This window comes from Bradyrhizobium sp. USDA 327 (assembly GCF_041262065.1).
In the GTDB taxonomy this organism is placed as follows: domain Bacteria; phylum Pseudomonadota; class Alphaproteobacteria; order Rhizobiales; family Xanthobacteraceae; genus Bradyrhizobium; species Bradyrhizobium liaoningense.
Map to the genome: position 1 here is coordinate 3819407 of NZ_JBGCCW010000001.1, position 15321 is coordinate 3834727.

General features: G+C 64.9%; 15 protein-coding genes. 9 read left to right on the plus strand and 6 right to left on the minus strand.

All coding sequences use genetic code 11. From position 1 onward, the window contains the following. Positions 1-9: 9 nt before the first annotated feature. Positions 10-1197: an ABC transporter substrate-binding protein gene (locus ABIA42_RS17720; protein WP_271529538.1), complete on the minus strand. Its 1188-nt coding sequence runs from the start codon at positions 1195-1197 to the stop codon at positions 10-12. 174 nt (positions 1198-1371) lie between these two features. Between ABIA42_RS17720 and ABIA42_RS17725 the strand changes: the two genes are divergently transcribed. Genes ABIA42_RS17725 through ABIA42_RS17735 form a run of 3 tightly spaced genes read left to right on the plus strand, consistent with a single transcriptional unit; the run spans position 1372 to position 5008 of the window. Further along, on the plus strand, positions 1372-2880 hold the full coding sequence (locus tag ABIA42_RS17725) for a bifunctional 3-(3-hydroxy-phenyl)propionate/3-hydroxycinnamic acid hydroxylase (protein WP_370122864.1): 1509 nt from the start codon (positions 1372-1374) through the stop codon (positions 2878-2880). Positions 2881-2903: 23 nt separating this feature from the next. Continuing rightward, complete coding sequence (locus tag ABIA42_RS17730) at positions 2904-3755, plus strand: fumarylacetoacetate hydrolase family protein (RefSeq protein WP_370122861.1); 852 nt, start codon at positions 2904-2906, stop codon at positions 3753-3755. Positions 3756-3796: 41 nt separating this feature from the next. Continuing rightward, positions 3797-5008, plus strand: a complete 1212-nt coding sequence (locus ABIA42_RS17735) for an ABC transporter substrate-binding protein (RefSeq protein ID WP_370122858.1) — start codon at positions 3797-3799, stop codon at positions 5006-5008. A 3-nt stretch (positions 5009-5011) separates the two neighbouring features. Here ABIA42_RS17735 and ABIA42_RS17740 read toward each other — a convergent pair whose 3' ends face one another. Then, positions 5012-5854: a hypothetical protein gene (locus tag ABIA42_RS17740; RefSeq protein ID WP_370122855.1), complete on the minus strand. Its 843-nt coding sequence runs from the start codon at positions 5852-5854 to the stop codon at positions 5012-5014. A gap of 213 nt (positions 5855-6067) precedes the next feature. On the opposite strand from ABIA42_RS17740, the gene ABIA42_RS17745 reads away from it, so the two are divergent. From ABIA42_RS17745 to ABIA42_RS17760, 4 genes are read left to right on the plus strand one after another with little or no spacing between them, the layout of a single operon-like run. Further along, a complete protein-coding gene (locus tag ABIA42_RS17745; protein WP_370122852.1) occupies positions 6068-6955 on the plus strand; it encodes an IclR family transcriptional regulator in 888 nt (295 codons plus the stop codon). 1 nt (position 6956) lies between these two features. Next, complete coding sequence (locus ABIA42_RS17750; RefSeq protein WP_370122849.1) at positions 6957-8153, plus strand: CaiB/BaiF CoA transferase family protein; 1197 nt, start codon at positions 6957-6959, stop codon at positions 8151-8153. 54 nt (positions 8154-8207) lie between these two features. Then, positions 8208-9194, plus strand: coding sequence for a Bug family tripartite tricarboxylate transporter substrate binding protein (locus ABIA42_RS17755; RefSeq protein WP_370122846.1), 987 nt, complete (start codon positions 8208-8210; stop codon positions 9192-9194). A 21-nt stretch (positions 9195-9215) separates the two neighbouring features. Beyond that, positions 9216-10436, plus strand: coding sequence for an ABC transporter substrate-binding protein (locus ABIA42_RS17760; protein ID WP_370122843.1), 1221 nt, complete (start codon positions 9216-9218; stop codon positions 10434-10436). A gap of 69 nt (positions 10437-10505) precedes the next feature. On the opposite strand, the gene ABIA42_RS17765 is transcribed toward ABIA42_RS17760, so the two are convergent. The 3 genes from ABIA42_RS17765 to ABIA42_RS17775 form a co-directional block, all read right to left on the minus strand. After that, positions 10506-10997: an SRPBCC family protein gene (locus ABIA42_RS17765; RefSeq protein ID WP_370122840.1), complete on the minus strand. Its 492-nt coding sequence runs from the start codon at positions 10995-10997 to the stop codon at positions 10506-10508. Further along, on the minus strand, positions 10997-11386 hold the full coding sequence (locus ABIA42_RS17770) for an ArsR/SmtB family transcription factor (protein ID WP_370122838.1): 390 nt from the start codon (positions 11384-11386) through the stop codon (positions 10997-10999). The genes ABIA42_RS17765 and ABIA42_RS17770 overlap by 1 nt, the downstream gene beginning before the upstream one ends. An 83-nt stretch (positions 11387-11469) precedes the next feature. After that, positions 11470-12174 carry an SDR family oxidoreductase gene (locus tag ABIA42_RS17775; RefSeq protein WP_370122836.1) on the minus strand — a complete coding sequence of 235 codons (705 nt, stop codon included), beginning with the start codon at positions 12172-12174 and terminating at the stop codon, positions 11470-11472. Positions 12175-12288: 114 nt separating this feature from the next. Here ABIA42_RS17775 and ABIA42_RS17780 point away from each other — a divergent pair, with 114 nt between their 5' ends. Then, complete coding sequence (locus tag ABIA42_RS17780) at positions 12289-13131, plus strand: GNAT family N-acetyltransferase (RefSeq protein WP_370122833.1); 843 nt, start codon at positions 12289-12291, stop codon at positions 13129-13131. Positions 13132-13223: 92 nt separating this feature from the next. Here the strand turns inward: ABIA42_RS17780 and ABIA42_RS17785 are convergent, their stop codons facing one another. Further along, positions 13224-13670 carry a hypothetical protein gene (locus ABIA42_RS17785; protein WP_370122830.1) on the minus strand — a complete coding sequence of 149 codons (447 nt, stop codon included), beginning with the start codon at positions 13668-13670 and terminating at the stop codon, positions 13224-13226. 285 nt (positions 13671-13955) lie between these two features. On the opposite strand from ABIA42_RS17785, the gene ABIA42_RS17790 reads away from it, so the two are divergent. Continuing rightward, the gene (locus tag ABIA42_RS17790; protein WP_370122827.1) at positions 13956-14237 is read left to right on the plus strand and encodes a hypothetical protein; all 282 of its coding nucleotides are present in this window, start codon (positions 13956-13958) and stop codon (positions 14235-14237) included. Positions 14238-15321: the final 1084 nt, after the last annotated feature.

Below are 15321 nucleotides of genomic sequence, written 5' to 3' on the forward strand. Positions count from 1 at the left end.
CGATCCGCCTCAGCGCACGGCAATCCACTCGCCGTTTTCGAGCCTGCCAAGCGTGAGTGCCGTCTGGTCGAGCCCGGTGTGATCGTTGGAGCCGTAGCTATAGACGCCGCGCGAGCCGGCGACGCCCTTGAGACCCTCGATCGCGCTACGCAGCGCTTCCCGAAACTCAGCCGTGCCCGGCTCTGCGACCTTCAGCGCAGCCGGCACCGCCTGCTCGATCAGGATCAGTGCATCATAGGCGGAGCCGGCAAAGATGTTGCGGCTGCCGGGGCCGAACTTGGCCTCGTAACGTTGAATGAACTCGAGCGCAGCTTTCTTCGCGGGATAGTCGTCCGGGAAAGACGCTGCGCCGACCGCCGGGCTCAGCGGCACCAAAATGCCGTTGCCTTGCACGCCGGTCAGCTTGCGAAAGTCGCCGAAAGTCGCGCCGAGCGTGCCGTAGACCTGCCCCGCAAATCCCTTCTCGCGCAGTTGCAGCAGCGGAAGGGCCGCCGGCGCTCCAGATGCTGCAATCAACACCGCATCGGGCCCCGCCGCGATGATCTTCAGGATTTGACCAACCACCGTAGTATCCGTTCGCGCGTACTTCTCATCGGCGACAAGCTCGATGCCAGCGGCCGCACACATATCTGCACTGACCTTGCTCCAGGCGTCGCCATAGGAGTCGCCGAAGCCGATCAGCGCCAGCTTCTTGACCCCGGTCTTCTTCATGTTGGCAAAGAGCGGCGTGGCCTCGTGATCGTCATTGGTCGTGGTTTTGAAGATCCAGCGACGCCGTGCGTCGACCGGCGCAACCAGCGCATTGACCGGGGCGAGCGTGATCACCGGCAGCTTGTATTCGACCGCAGGGTCGATCGCGGCGAACGAGCCGGGCGTGGTGGTCGGACCGACCAGGATATCTATGCTGCTTTCCTGAAACAGCTTGCGTAGCGCAGCCACCGCGGCCGTGCTGTCGGAAGCCTCGTCGAGGAAGAGATAGTCGACCTTCCTGCCCGCGATTTCGGCAGGACCAAAAGCGGTACCATTACGCTCGGCATTGCCGATGGCGGCCGCCGGCCCCGTGGCAGACAGGATGATCCCGACTTTGATATTGGCCGCGAAAGCTGGTGACGCCAGCATTTGCAGCGCAACGCATACGCCTAGCACGGCTCGCAGCATCGCCATTCCTCCCATCGCCTGCCCGAAAGCAGCCTGCATTTTACTTCCTTTTCTCTTTCCCTAGCCAAACGCTGCCGCCGCGCGTAGCGCCATCACGGAGGTGTCCGGCTGGTGGACAGCCGCAAAGGACCAACCCAACATGCCCGTCCGCTGGGCGGACACTTGGCGCGGCGGTGTTGAAGGGGTGGCGCGGCTTGGGGAAGAGATAGCCCCATGCAAGATAAATCCGTCCCTGAAGAGTTTGACGTCGTGATCGTCGGTCGCGGCCCGGTGGGCGCCACGCTCGCCAACCTGCTCGGCCTCTGCGGCGTGCGGACGTTGGTGCTGGAGCGCGAGGCGCGGACCTACCATCTGCCGCGGGCGGTGCATTTCGACGACGAATGCATGCGCGTGTTCCAGACCATCGGGCTCGCCGACGCGATCCTGCCGCATGTCATCCTCAGCCCCGGCATGCTCTTTCTCGATGCCGCCGGTCGCATGCTGCTCGATTGGTCCCGTCCACAGACGCTGACGCCGATGGGCTGGAATCTCAGCTACCGCTTCCACCAGCCTGACCTCGAGGACGTTTTGATCGGCGGGCTCGCCCGCTGGCCACACGTCACCCTGCGCAACCGCTGCGATGTGTTCGCGCTCGATCAGGACGAGGATGGCGTGCGCGTCCGCTACGAAGACCTCTCCAGCGGGAAGCTCATGGAAGTTCGCGCCGGCTATGTGATCGGCTGCGACGGCGCCCGCTCGCTGGTGCGCCGCTTCATCGGTTCTGGCATGGCCGACCTCGGCTTCCACGAGCGGTGGCTGGTGATCGACGTTCTGCTCAAACGCGAGCGCGACGATCTTGGCGATTACAGCCTCCAGCATTGCGATCCCAGGCGGCCCGCGACTTATGTGCGCGGCACCGGCACGCGCCGCCGCTGGGAGATCACGGTCCTTCCCGACGAGGATTCGCAGGAGATCGCGCAACCCGCGAAGGTCTGGGAGCTGTTGTCGCGCTGGATCACGCCCGACGATGCCGAGATCGAGCGCGCCGCGGTCTATACCTTTCATTCCGTCATCGCACAGCAATGGCGGAACGATCGACTGCTGCTCGCGGGCGATTCTGCGCACCAGACGCCGCCCTTTCTCGGCCAGGGCATGTGCGCCGGCATCCGCGATGCCGCCAACCTCGCCTGGAAGCTTGCCGCGGTCATTCGCGACGGCGCCCCGCCCCACCTGCTCGACACCTATCAGAGCGAGCGCCAGCCGCATGTGCGCGAATTCATCGAGCTCGCCATTCGGCTGGGCGGCGTGATCAACACCAAGGCGATCGAAGCTGGCCTTGCCGCCGGCGAGGTTCGCGAGAACGCGCCCGTGAAGCTCGAGGTGAAGAAGCCTCTGCTCGGCCCTGGGCTGGTCCTGGGGGATCTACCGCTGGCCGGGCATCTGGCGCCGCAGTTCACCTTGGCCGACGACAGCCGCAGCGACGACCGGACCGGCTACAGCCACGTGCTGCTCGTCGAGACGGCGGCGGCACTCTCATCGATTCTCGCGCTTTCACAGGCAGGGATCAAGATCCTGACCAGCGACGATGCCAACGGCCTTGGGCCCTGGCTGCGCGAGCACGGCATCATCGCCGCGCTCGTCCGCCCGGACCGCTATGTGCGCGGCACCGCCTGCAACGAGACCGAACTCGACCGGCTCATCGCCGCCATCGTGCCTCCAACCCATGTGCCCTCCGCGGCATGACCGAACCTTCTCAAGGACATCTCATGAAGCTGCTCTCATTCATTATGGACAGACGCCCCTCCTTCGGCACCGTCAAGGACAATGGCGTCGTCGATCTGGGCTCGCGCATGACGGGCTGCACAACGCTACGACAGTTGCTTGAAGCTGGCCGCGTCGCCGAAGCGGCCAAGCTTGCAGCCTCCACTGCCCCCGACCATCCGCTCGACAGCATCACCTTCGCACCCGTGATCCCCGATCCCGGCAAGATCATCTGCGTCGGCCTCAACTATCGCGACCACGTGGCCGAGACCGGCCGCACCGTCACAGAGAAGCCGGCTCTGTTCGTTCGCTTCCCATGCAGCCAAGTCGGCCATCTCCAGCCCATCGTGAAACCGAAGGTCAGCGACGATTTCGACTATGAAGGCGAGCTCGCGCTCGTCATCGGCAAGGAGGGCCGTCACATTCCCGCCGGCCGCGCGCTCGACCACGTCGCCGGCTATTCCTGCTACAATGAAGGCAGCATCCGCGACTGGCAGCGCCACACCAGTCAATTCCTCGCCGGCAAGACCTTTGCCGAAAGCGGCAGTTTCGGTCCGTGGCTGGTGACGACGGACGAGATTCCCGATCCGTCAAAGCTCACTTTGCAGACCCGGCTGAACGGCAATGTCGTGCAGGACACCACGACGGATCTCCTGATCACCGCCATCCCCGACCTGATCGCCTACATCTCCACCATCTGCCCGCTCGCGCCCGGCGACGTCATCGTCACGGGCACGCCGGGCGGTGTCGGCGCCAAGCGCACGCCGCCGCTGTGGATGCGCCCCGGCGACACCGTCGAGGTCGAGATTTCCGGCATCGGCACCTTGCGCAACACGGTGATCGCCGAACCGGCCTGACCGTCAAGACCGATCAATCAACGATAAAATCAGGAAACGCCATGGGCACGCCCCGCACCACCTCCGCCGCCACCCTGCTGATGACACTCGCGCTCGCCGGCTCCGCTGCGCAGGCCGAAATCAAGGGCGACACCATCCGCATCGGCGTGCTCACCGACATGAACGGCGTGTTCGCGACCGCCATGGGCCCGGGCTCGGTCGAGGCGGCGCGCATGGCGGCGGAGGAGTTCGGCGGCAAGATCAATGGCAAGCCGATCGAGATCCTGCAGGCCGATCACCAGAACAAGCCGGATCTCGCGGCATCCCTCGCGCGAAAATGGTTCAGCGACGGGGTGCAGGCAATCGCCGACGGCGGCAGCTCCGGCGCGGCGCTGGCGGTGCAAGAACTGGTGCGCGGCAATGGCAAGATGTTCCTCATCTCCGGCGCCGGCGCAAACCTGCTCACCGACGAGGCCTGCGCGCCGACCAGTGTGCAATGGACCCAGGACGCCTACTCCACGGCGACTGCGGTGGTCTCCGGCATCATGCAGACCAGCAAGGAGCCGTGGTTCTTCATCACGGGCGACTACGCGTTCGGCCATTCGATCGAGGCGACCGCGCGCGACCGCATCGCCGCGCTCGGCGGCAAGGTCGCTGGGGGCGTGAAAGCGCAACTCGGCACGCCCGACTACAGCTCGTTCCTGCTCCAGGCGCAGTCGTCGGGCGCCAAGATCCTGGCCATCAACGTCGCCGGCGACAACGCGACCGCGATCAAGCAGGCTGAGGAATTCGGGCTCGCCGACCAGGGCATGAAGATCGTGCCAATGTCGTTCCAGAATGTCGACATCGAGTCCGTGGGCTTGAAGGCGACGCGCGGTGATCTCATCGTCACCTCGTTCTTCGAGGACGTCTCGCCCGCCGCCCGAAAATTCTCGGATGCATTCTATGGGCGGCGCAAGGCGATGCCGTCGCAGATCCAGGCCGGCGTCTACTCCGCCGTGCGCCATTATCTGCAAGCGATCAAGGACACCGATTCCGACGACGGCGCGACCGTGATGGCGAAGATGAAGGCAACCCCGGTGTCAGATGCCTACACGCCCAACGGCCGCATTCGCGAGGACCAGCGCATGGTGCACGATCTCTATCTGGTTCAGGTCAAGACGCCGGAAGAATCGAAAGGCCCGTGGGATTTCGTCAAGCTGGTCGCGACGATCCCGCCCGACCAGGCCTTTCGTCCGCTCGACCGCAGCAAGTGCAGCCTGGTCGGCAAATAATCGCTAGGCCAGATAGCGCGTCAGATAGCCTTCCATCGCATAGAGCGCGCAGAGCGCGAGGCTCGACCACACGGCGGCACTGAAATACAGGAACATCCAGGTCAGCTCGCCCTTCCAATGCGCGATGTCGTGGGTCACGACCCAGCGCGTCGAGACGTCATGCAGGCCTTCGAGAAAGCCGAGGAACTTGTTGCCCTCGGCGTGCCCGATGCGCCAGCGGCTGAGATACATCGGCACGTCGACGGTGACGAGGAAGGCGAGGAAGCAGGCGATGCCGACGACGCCTGACATCAGCGCCCAGCGCACCACGCCCTGGAATTCCGGCATCAGGCGGCACAGCGCGATGCCGGCGAGGAAGAAGGTCACCGCCCACAGCGAATTCTCGATCGCGTTGTAGAGATAGTTGGTGGTCACCACCGCGTACCAGGAGCAGCACTCGGCAATGATGATCACCGGGACGATCACCCACGCGATGTTCACCACCGTCTCGGCGCCGGTCATGGTGCCGAGTTGATGCAGGATGATGGCCCATTGCGCCGCGAAGCAGACCTCGGCGACGGTCGCGACCGAGCGTCCCACGAAGACGCTCGATAGCCAGGTGTCGAACAGGCAGATGCGCTGCACGTCGGCGCGCGGCAGTACCGAGCGGAAGGCACAGCCGAAGACATAGCCGGCGCACAGCAGGAACATCAGCCCGATGTCCGAGCCGCCACTGATGCTGCCCGCCACTGTCGGATAGAACTCCCGATAGAGCATGAACCAGACGAGAATATTGGCGCTGCTCACAAGCGTAAGGGATCCCCACCACCACGCGAGGGGATTTGACCGCGCCTGCCACTGCAACATGAGCCGCTCCGCAAAATTATCGATCTGACATGCCGACGTAATAATCCTGTCACAGGACGGCATGCAATCGCGACAAAAATCTGTCTGCTCGGTCGTTTGAGAGCTGCCTCTCACGGAAGTGTCCCAAGCACAGTCGCGTCCACATATCGGACAATATCCGCGCCATTTGCGAATCTATTGGACATCTGAGCTGGGCCTGTCTGATAATTAGGAATGGCCCCGACGAGCTCATCCAAGCCACGACATCCGCCCTCCTCCGCCGCAGCAGTGCTGGCGGACAGCGCCGACGACGCTGCTTTCGCCACGACGCTGGCAAAGGGGCTCGTCGTGATCGAGGCGTTCAAGGCCGGGAGCACGCTGCTCGGCAACATGGAGCTGTCGACATTGACGGGCATCCCGCGGCCGACAGTGGCGAGGCTGACCCATACGCTGGCCGAGCTCGGCTATCTCCGTTACGACGCCGAGCGGGCGAAGTACCGCGTCGGTGCGCGGGCGCTGCGGATGGCGCATCCCCTGCTCGCCGGAATGCAATTCCGCCAGGTCGCGCGGCCCATGATGCAGGAGCTGGCGCACAGCGTCCGCGGCACGGTCTCGATCGGCCTGCTCGACGCCACCTCGATGATCTATGTGGAGACCGCGCGCTCCGGCGATGTCGGCCCGCACGTGCCCGACATCGGCATGCCCATTCCCGTCGTGATGACCGCCATGGGCCGCGCCGCGGCGTCGACCTTGCCACCGGCCGATGCAGACCGGCTGGAACGGAACATCGCCGCCGAAGACGCCGGGCTGTGGCCGACGTTCCGGGACAAATACCGCGCCGGGATTGCGCAATGCAAAAACCGCGGCTTCTGCACCTGCTGGGGCGAGTACATGGCCTCGATCCATGCCGTCGCCGCGCCGCTGTTTCATGCCAGCGAATCGAAGCAGTCGTTCTCGATCAATTGCGGCATCCCCGCCTTCCGGCTCCAGCCAGGTCAGCTCGAGGGCGAGATCGGCCCGCGCATCGCGGCGCTCGCCGACAGCATCCGCGCCATCGTCGGGCAGGCCGAGCCCACGACGCTGCCGCGCAAGACCAAGAAGATCACAAGCGGCGGGACATGACATGGCTGGGCCGCTCGAAGGATTGAAGGTTCTCGACATCGCGACGATCATCGCCGCGCCGTTCGCTGCCACGCTGCTGGCCGACTACGGCGCGGACGTGCTCAAGATCGAGATGCCCGGGCACGGCGACGGCGTGCGGTCGTTTCCGCCGTTCAAGGACGGCAAGCCGCTGTGGTGGAAGGCCGCCAATCGCAACAAGAAGTTTGCCACGCTCGACCTGCGCACGCCGGAAGGGCTCGCGCTGTTCAAGCAGCTCCTTCCGCGCTTCGACGTGCTGATCGAGAATTTTCGCCCGGGAACGCTGGATCGCTGGGGTCTTCCCAAGGAGGTGCTGTGGTCGATCCAGCCGCGCCTCGTGATTCTGCGCGCCACCGCCTTCGGGCAGGACGGCCCCTATCGCGAGCGCCCCGGCTTCGCCCGCATCTTCGAGGCCATGGGCGGCCTGACCTACATCACCGGCGAAAGCGACGGCGAGCCGACCCATCCGGGATACCCGATCGGGGATTCGATCGGCGGCCTGTTCGGCGCCGTCGGCGTGCTCGCGGCGCTGTGGAAGCGGGCGCGCGACCCCGATGCGCCCGGCGAGGAGATCGATCTTTCGCTGACCGAAGCGACCTTCCGCCTGCTCGACGTGCTCGCCATCGAGCACGATCAGCTCGGCACCGTTCGCAGCCGCATCGGCAATGCCAACGGCTATTCGGCCCCGGCCGCCGTGTTTCGCACCAGCGACGATCACTGGGTGACGCTGGCAGGTTCGACCAACGCCCTCTTTGCCGCGAACTGCCGGGCGATCGAACGGCCCGACCTGATCACCGATCCGCGCTTTGTCAGCAACGACCGGCGCGTCCAGCACGCTTCCGAGCTCAACAGCATTTTCGCCGGCTGGTGTGCCGCCCATCCCCTCGACGAGGTTCTCGCGCGATTCAATGCCGCGCAAGGCACGCTCGCCCCGATCTATTCGATCGACCAGATCGCCGACGACCCGCAAGTGAAAGCGCGCGAGGTCATCACCCGCGTCCCCGACCGGGACTTCGGCACGGTTGCCATGACCAATGTCGTCCCGCGCTTCGCAAATGATCCCGCGCAAATGCGCCACGCCGCCGGCGACGTCGGCCAGGACAATGACGAGGTGTTTCGGAATTGGCTCGGCCTTTCCGACCAGGAGGTCGAAAGGCTCACCGAGCGAAAGGTGATCTGAACGCAACAAGAAGACCAATAAAAAGCAGAGAAGAAAATAGGGAGGAAGAAAACAGTGGCATCATTCAAGGTCACACGCCGAACCCTGCTGGGCACGCTCGCAGGCGGACTGGTCACGGGCTCAAGCCTGAGGTCCCAGGCCGAGGACGCCTGGCCGTCGCGCATGGTGCGGCTGATCTCGCCTTACGGGCCAGGCGGCTCCAACGACATCTCGCTGCGCCTGCTCGCCGAGGAGTTCGGCCGCAGCCTGCGTCAGCAGTTCATCGTCGAGAACAAGCCGGGTGCCGGCACGCGCATCGCCAACGACATGGTCGCCCATGCGCCGGGCGACGGCTACACGATCCTGTACGTCGCGGCGCCCTACGCGACCGCCGAGGCGCTGTTCGGCAAGCTGACCTATGACCGCAAGGATCTGCAGCCGGTCGCGATGGCGGTGATCGCGCCGTTGTTCCTCATCATCAGTGCCGACGCGCCGTTCAAGACGCTGCCCGAGTTGATCGCCTACGGCAAATCGAAACCGGATGGACTGACCTTCGCCTCTCCCGGCGCCGGCTCGCAACCGCACCTCGCCGGAGAACTCCTGTTCCGCGACGCCGGCGTCAAGGGGCTGAACATCCCGTTCCGCGGCGATGCAGCCTCCTACACCGAGCTGCTCGCCGGCCGCGTCGATGCGACGCTGACGGCGCTGCCGACCGCCCTGCCCTACATCCAGAGCGGCAAGTTCATCGTGCTCGGTGTCGCCTCGGCCGAGCGCAGCGCGCTCTACCCGCAGGCGCCGACGCTGCGCGAGCAGGGCTTTCCCAACGTCGCCGCCGCCGGCTGGTACGGCTTCATGGCGCCGTCCACGACGCCGCGCGCGATCGTCGACAAGCTCCAGGCCGAGGTTCTGCGCGCGCTCGCCGAACCCGCGATCAAGGACAAGCTGACTGCCCAGGGCCTCGAAGTGCGAGCCGGCACCGGGGCCGAGTTCGGCCGGTTCATCGACAACGAGACGCAGAAGTGGACCAAGCTGATCCGCGACGCCGGCCTCAAGGGCGAATAACGATTAGGGGGGAAATCGGGTATGAAAAGTAATCTCGTCAAACGCATCGCGGCGTCCACGCTCTTTCTCGCGCTATCGATCACGGCCGCACAAGCGCAAAAGAAATACGACCCCGGCGCGTCCGACACCGCGATCAAGGTCGGTCAGACCGTGCCGCTCAGCGGCCCGGCCTCGGCCTACGCCGTGATCGGCAAGACCCAGGCGGCCTATATGAGGATGATCAACGACCAGGGCGGCGTCAACGGCCGCAAGATCGAGCTGATCCAGTATGACGACGCCTATTCGCCGCCGAAAACCGTGGAGCAGACCCGCCGGCTGGTCGAAAGCGACGAGGTGCTGCTGACCTTCCAGATCATCGGCACGGCGCCGAACGTCGCCGTCCAGAAATATCTCAACGCCAGGAAGATCCCGCAGCTCTTCGCCGCGACCGGCGCGGCGCGCTTCACCGACCCCAAGAACTTCCCCTGGACCATGGGCTTCAACCCGTCCTACCTCGTCGAGGGCCGTATCTACGCGCAATACCTGCTGAAGAACCACCCGAACGCGAAGATCGGCGTGCTCTACCAGAACGACGACCTCGGCAAGGATTATCTCGCCGGCCTCAAGGCCGGCCTCGGCGAGAAGGCGAACATGGTCGTGGCCGATACCTCCTACGAGATCACCGAGCCGACGATCGACTCGCAGATCCTGCGGTTGAAGGATGCGGGTGCCGACGTGCTGTTCAGCGCGACGACCCCGAAACAGGCGGCCCAGGCGATCAAGAAGGTCGCCGAGATCGGCTGGAAGCCGCTGCACATCATCGACATCAACGCCTCCTCGGTCAGCGCCGTGCTGAAGCCCGCGGGGCTCGACAACTCGAAGGGCGTCATCAGCGTCGGCTACGTCAAGGACGCCGCCGATCCCGAATGGAAGGACGATCCCGGCATGAAGCGCTATTTCGCCTTCATGGCCAAGTACTATCCCGACGGCGACAAGGATTCGAACCTGAACGTCTACGGCTACATCACCGCGCAGCTGCTGGTGCAGGTGCTGAAGCAATGCGGCGACGATCTCACCCGCGACAACGTCATGCGACAGGCGGCCAACCTCAAGAACGTCGAGCTCGACCTGACGCTTCCGGGAATCTCGGTCACGACCTCGCCGACCGACTACCGGGTCAACAAGCAGTTCCAGATGGTGCAGTTCGACGGCCTGCGCTGGCAGAAGCTCGGCGACATCGTGACGGACGAAGCGAAAGAGTGAGGCGGAGCACACTACCTCTCCCCATCACGGCCGGGCTTGCCGGGGTCAAGCCCGGCCATGACGGCTGGCTTAACTCTTCATGCCCGCCACATAGGCTCCAAGCTTGTCTAGCGTCTGGTAGCCGTATTCGACGGCGCCGAAGCCGATCATGCCGTCGCGCTGCTCGGTGCTCGAGGCCAGCTGGCGCATCATCAGAACGGTCTTGCCGTTGCTCTGCTCGGCAAAGGTGACGGTGAAGCGGAACATGCCGGGATCATCGTCCTGGTCGAGGCCGTGATCCATCTCCATCAGGGAAGGCCGCTCGATGCGGCGGAACCGCATGCGGTTCGGGTACACCGTGCCGTCGGGTCCGATCATGTTGAAGCGCCAGACGCCGCCGACCCGCACGTCGATCTCGAAGGTCTCGACCTTGAATCCTTTCGGCCCGAACCATTGCGGCAGATGCTTCGGGTCGGACCACGCCTCGAACACCAGATCGCGCGGCGCGTCGATCACGCGCGACATCACGATCTCACGGTCGAGCGACCATTGCGACAGGGCGGGATTGGCAGAATTGGTCATCACTCGGAACCTTTCCGTTTGGTTGTTCGGGACGGCCGCCTGGCGCCCGCCCTCTCCTTCTCTTTCTTGAGCTTCATCACGTAGGCCTCGAAGCGGTCGAGCCGCGCCTCCCACACCGCGCGCTGCTGCTGGAACCAATCCTCCGCGCCGACAAGCGCCTCCGGACTGAGACGGCAGGTGCGCACGCGGCCGGTTTTCTCCGACAGAACGAGCCCGCTCGTCTCCAGCACGTGGATGTGTTTCATGAAGCTCGGCAGCGCCATGTCGAAGGGATCGGCGAGCTCGCCGACCGAGGCCTCGCCATCGCAGAGCCGCATCACGATCGCCCGCCGCGTCGGATCGGCGAGCGCCGCGAAAACATGGTCGAGGCGGGACGATTGGTTAGCCATGAAGCTAACTATAGCGCCACTGCCATGCGACGTCAATGATTGTTAGCTCATAAGCTAAGTAATTTGGCGGCGCAGTCGCCGCCTCAGACCGAGCGCGTCAGGCCGCCGTCGACGCGGACGTTCTGGCCGGTGATGTAGGCCGCCCCGTCGGAAGCGAGGAACGAAATCGTCGCCGCAATCTCTTCGACCTTGCCGTAGCGCTTCATCGGCACGCTGTCGCGGCGCGCGTCCTGCTGCGGCAGGCTGTCGATCCAGCCCGGCAGCACGTTGTTCATGCGGACATTGTCGGCAGCGTAAGTGTCGGTGAAGATCTTGGTGAAGGCTGCAAGGCCCGCGCGGAACACCGCCGAGGTCGGGAACATCGCGCTTGGCTCGAACGCCCAGGCCGTCGAGATGTTGATGATGGCGCCGCCCTTCTGCGCCTGCATCACCGGCGTCACCAGCCGCGTCGCGCGGATCACGTTCAGCAGATAAGTGTCGAGGCCGGCGTGCCACTGCTCGTCGGTAATCTCGGTGATGGGCGCACGCGGCCCGTGCCCGGCGCTGTTGACGAGCACGTCGATCCGCCCCCACTTCGCCATCGCGGCATCGACCAGGCGCTTCAGATCGTCGTTCGACTGGTTCGAGCCGGTGACGCCGTAGCCGCCGAGCTCGGCGGCGAGCGCCTCGCCCTTGCCCGAGGACGACAGGATCGCGACGCGAAACCCGTCCGCGGCCAGCCGCCGCGCAGCCCCCGCCCCCATGCCGCTGCCGCCGGCGGTAACGAGCGCAACCTTCTCTGCTGCCATGACCGATCATCCCTGTGTTGAGGCGAGCCGCAGGCTCGGACTATCATGAGGCCTTCTACAGCCAGACCTCTCGGCAGGTCCATGGTCGAAGGTATCCATCATGAGCGACTCGAGATGAGTGAATTGCAGATCCGCAATCTGCGCCCCGACGAAATCGCCCTCGCCGTCGACTGGGCTGCGGCCGAGGGATGGAATCCCGGCCTTGCCGATGCCGCCTGCTTCGCCATCCCCGATGCGCAAGGCTTCTTCGTCGGCGAAATCGACGGCGAGCCGGTCGCGACCGTCTCCTGCGTCAATTACGACGACCGCTTCGCCTTCCTCGGCTTCTACATCGTGCGCGAGCGTTTTCGCGGCGCGGGCCATGGCCTGCGCATCTGGAACGCAGCCATCGCGCATGCAGGCGCGCGCGTGATCGGGCTCGACGGCGTCGTGGCGCAGCAGGACAATTACAAGAGGTCCGGCTTCCAGCTCGCTTACGCCAATATCCGCTATGGCGGCGTCGTGGCCGCACCACCGAGATCACCTGCCGGTGTCGTCGGCCTCGACAAGATCCCATTTGCAATCGTTGAAGCTGATGACGCCACCGTGTTCCCTGCCGCGCGCAGCGCCTTCCTCCGCGCCTGGATCGACACATCAGGTCACGTTGGCCGCGCATTGCTGCGCGAGGGCAAGCTCGCCGCATGGGGCGTGATCCGTCCGTGCCGGACGGGCTACAAGATCGGCCCGCTCATCGCCGACGACCGCGCGGCAGCGGATGCGGTCGTGCAGGCCCTGTTCGGAAGCGCGGGCGGCGGCGAGGTCTTCCTCGATGTCCCCGCCACCAATCGCGAGGCGATCGCGCTCGCGGAGGCGCTCGGCCTCAAGCCGGTGTTCGAAACGGCACGGATGTACACGGGGCCGATCGCACCGCTGCGGCTCGACCGCGTCTTCGGCGTGACCAGCTTCGAGCTGGGCTAGTCTGGAGCATGATCCGGACCCGAAGGGCCGCGTTAGCGCAAAGCGTGAAGCGGTTTTCCGAGACGATGATGCTGAAGTAAAAATTGCGCCCTTCAGTAGCAGCGCATGATGGTGACGGTGTGCTCGCTGCCGCCGCGGCCGGGCACTGTCACCTGCTCCGTCGGGCAGCTCGGCACATAGGGCCGGTCGGACGGCACGACGTTCGGCGGATAGCGATGCGTCCAGTCCCACGGAACGTCATAGGTGTAGGTATAACGCACGTCGCTGGAGAGCGGCTGGGCGGCATCGAGGAAGGGCTGACTGTAACCCGCGCCGTCGTAGAAGAACCCGCCGCCGCCCGGCCAGTAGACCCAGGGGCTGCTCCGTCGATGGAAGCGGGCGCCCGGCCCAATCGGCGGACGCGTGACTGCGCCGGAAGGCGCGGCAGCCACTCCATGCGGCGCAGCGCTGACGGGACGGGCAATACTGTCACTGGCGGCAAGGAGCAGCGCGGCTGCGCTGAGCGAGGCGAATACCGCCCCATGCATTCTACACGTCATGATACGCACCAACTCGTTTGGCTTCGCGATTGCGGCTCCCCGCGGCTACGCTAGGCCGGGCCCTCGCCCACCGGCAAACGTATAATTAATTGTTGGTTAAGGCACGCGATTAACGGGGAACATGGTGCGGCAGAACGCCCGGGATTCGCATCTACGCTTCAGCCACTTCGTTCCACGACAGGCGCATCATAACCAGTTGATCGAAGGTGATCGCCCCCGGCCCATGCATCCGGAACGCTCCCGCATTGCAACCGTTGGCCCCCGCACAAGCAAGGAGCATCTCCAATGCAGAACAAGTCAAAACTTCTCGGCCTGATCACGGCATCGCTGGTCGCGGGCACTGCGGCCGCCTCGGCGCAGGGCTACGACTGGAACAGACCGTCCGTGGGCTGGGACCGCACTGCGCCCGCCTATGAACCGGTTCAGCCGCGCGCATACTATCCGGACGTTGCCGGACCGTATGGCGCACTCAACGGCACCAATCATCCAACTCCGAGTTCGACGCAGGGTGATGTCGGCCCTGGCGGCAATAACAACGGCACGCTGACCGGCAGATATCGCTGGTAAGGCTGCTTGACGTGAGGCCCACCGTCCACAACGGGCGGTGGGCCTTCGTGCGTCAGCGGCCTTGCTGCTCGCGCAGCCGACCGCACCGGTCGCGTCTCCGGGGCACAATCCCTTGCGTTGCCCGACAGGCAAAACACCCAAACCATCGGTCAAGGCGCCTAGCCAAAAATATTCCACTTTACCGAAATTCGGAAACGGCGTATGTGTCGCCGCAATCCGGCCCAAGGAAGAGGGGCGTATCGCGATCGTCACGAACGCGGGCCGGGCGGCGGTGGACGCAGATGGCGTTGGCGCGAACGGGCTTGCAGGGCGGGAGACCGTGAGCAAGGTCGTCGTGCATACGACCGGTGCCATCAGCGTACGGCAAAATCGTGTGGTCCTGGCGCCCGGGGTCTGTGCGCCAAGTCTTGCGGTGACGTTGCGGCCCGACCGGGTTCGCACCGTCAGTCATCCGCAAGGCGACGGGGGCAATAGTGCATCGCTCCCTGGGGAGAGCACGACATAAGCGGTTCCAACCACTGCGCAGGGAAGGCCGGGATGTCTCCGGTTGCCCTGTTACCCGCTGTGCATCGAAGCGCACGCAGTTTGCGTCTGGCATGGCGGTCCACAGGAGCCAACCGGCTCCCGGTCTTCCCTGCGCCCTCTTTCATCTGGGGGTGAGGCATCGACGCAAAGCTCGGGCGAGATGAGCCGCGAGGATGCGCCCGTGTGTCTTCAATGAAGATGCAAATCGAAAGAAGACGCCGTTACCCCAAACTCGGTCATTGCGAGGCGCGAAGCGACGAAGCAATCCGAGTCTTTCCGCAGCGGCAGTCTGGATTGCTCGCTACACTCGCAATGACGGCGCTGAGACAGTGCATCCCAACATCACATTTCGTGCCCCGGACGCAGCGCAGCGCTTCTTCGGCGGTGCGCTGCAGAGCCGGGGCCCATGCAACAGCACGCGCGCGGACTCCTGGGTCCCGGCTCTGCGCAGCAACGCTTACGCGTTGCGGCTTGTCCGGGACACGAGAGTGACGACAGCGCCCCCTCCCCAGCCCCTGCAGCGGCAACGGGCCTTGTAACAAAACTGTCATCCGGCGAA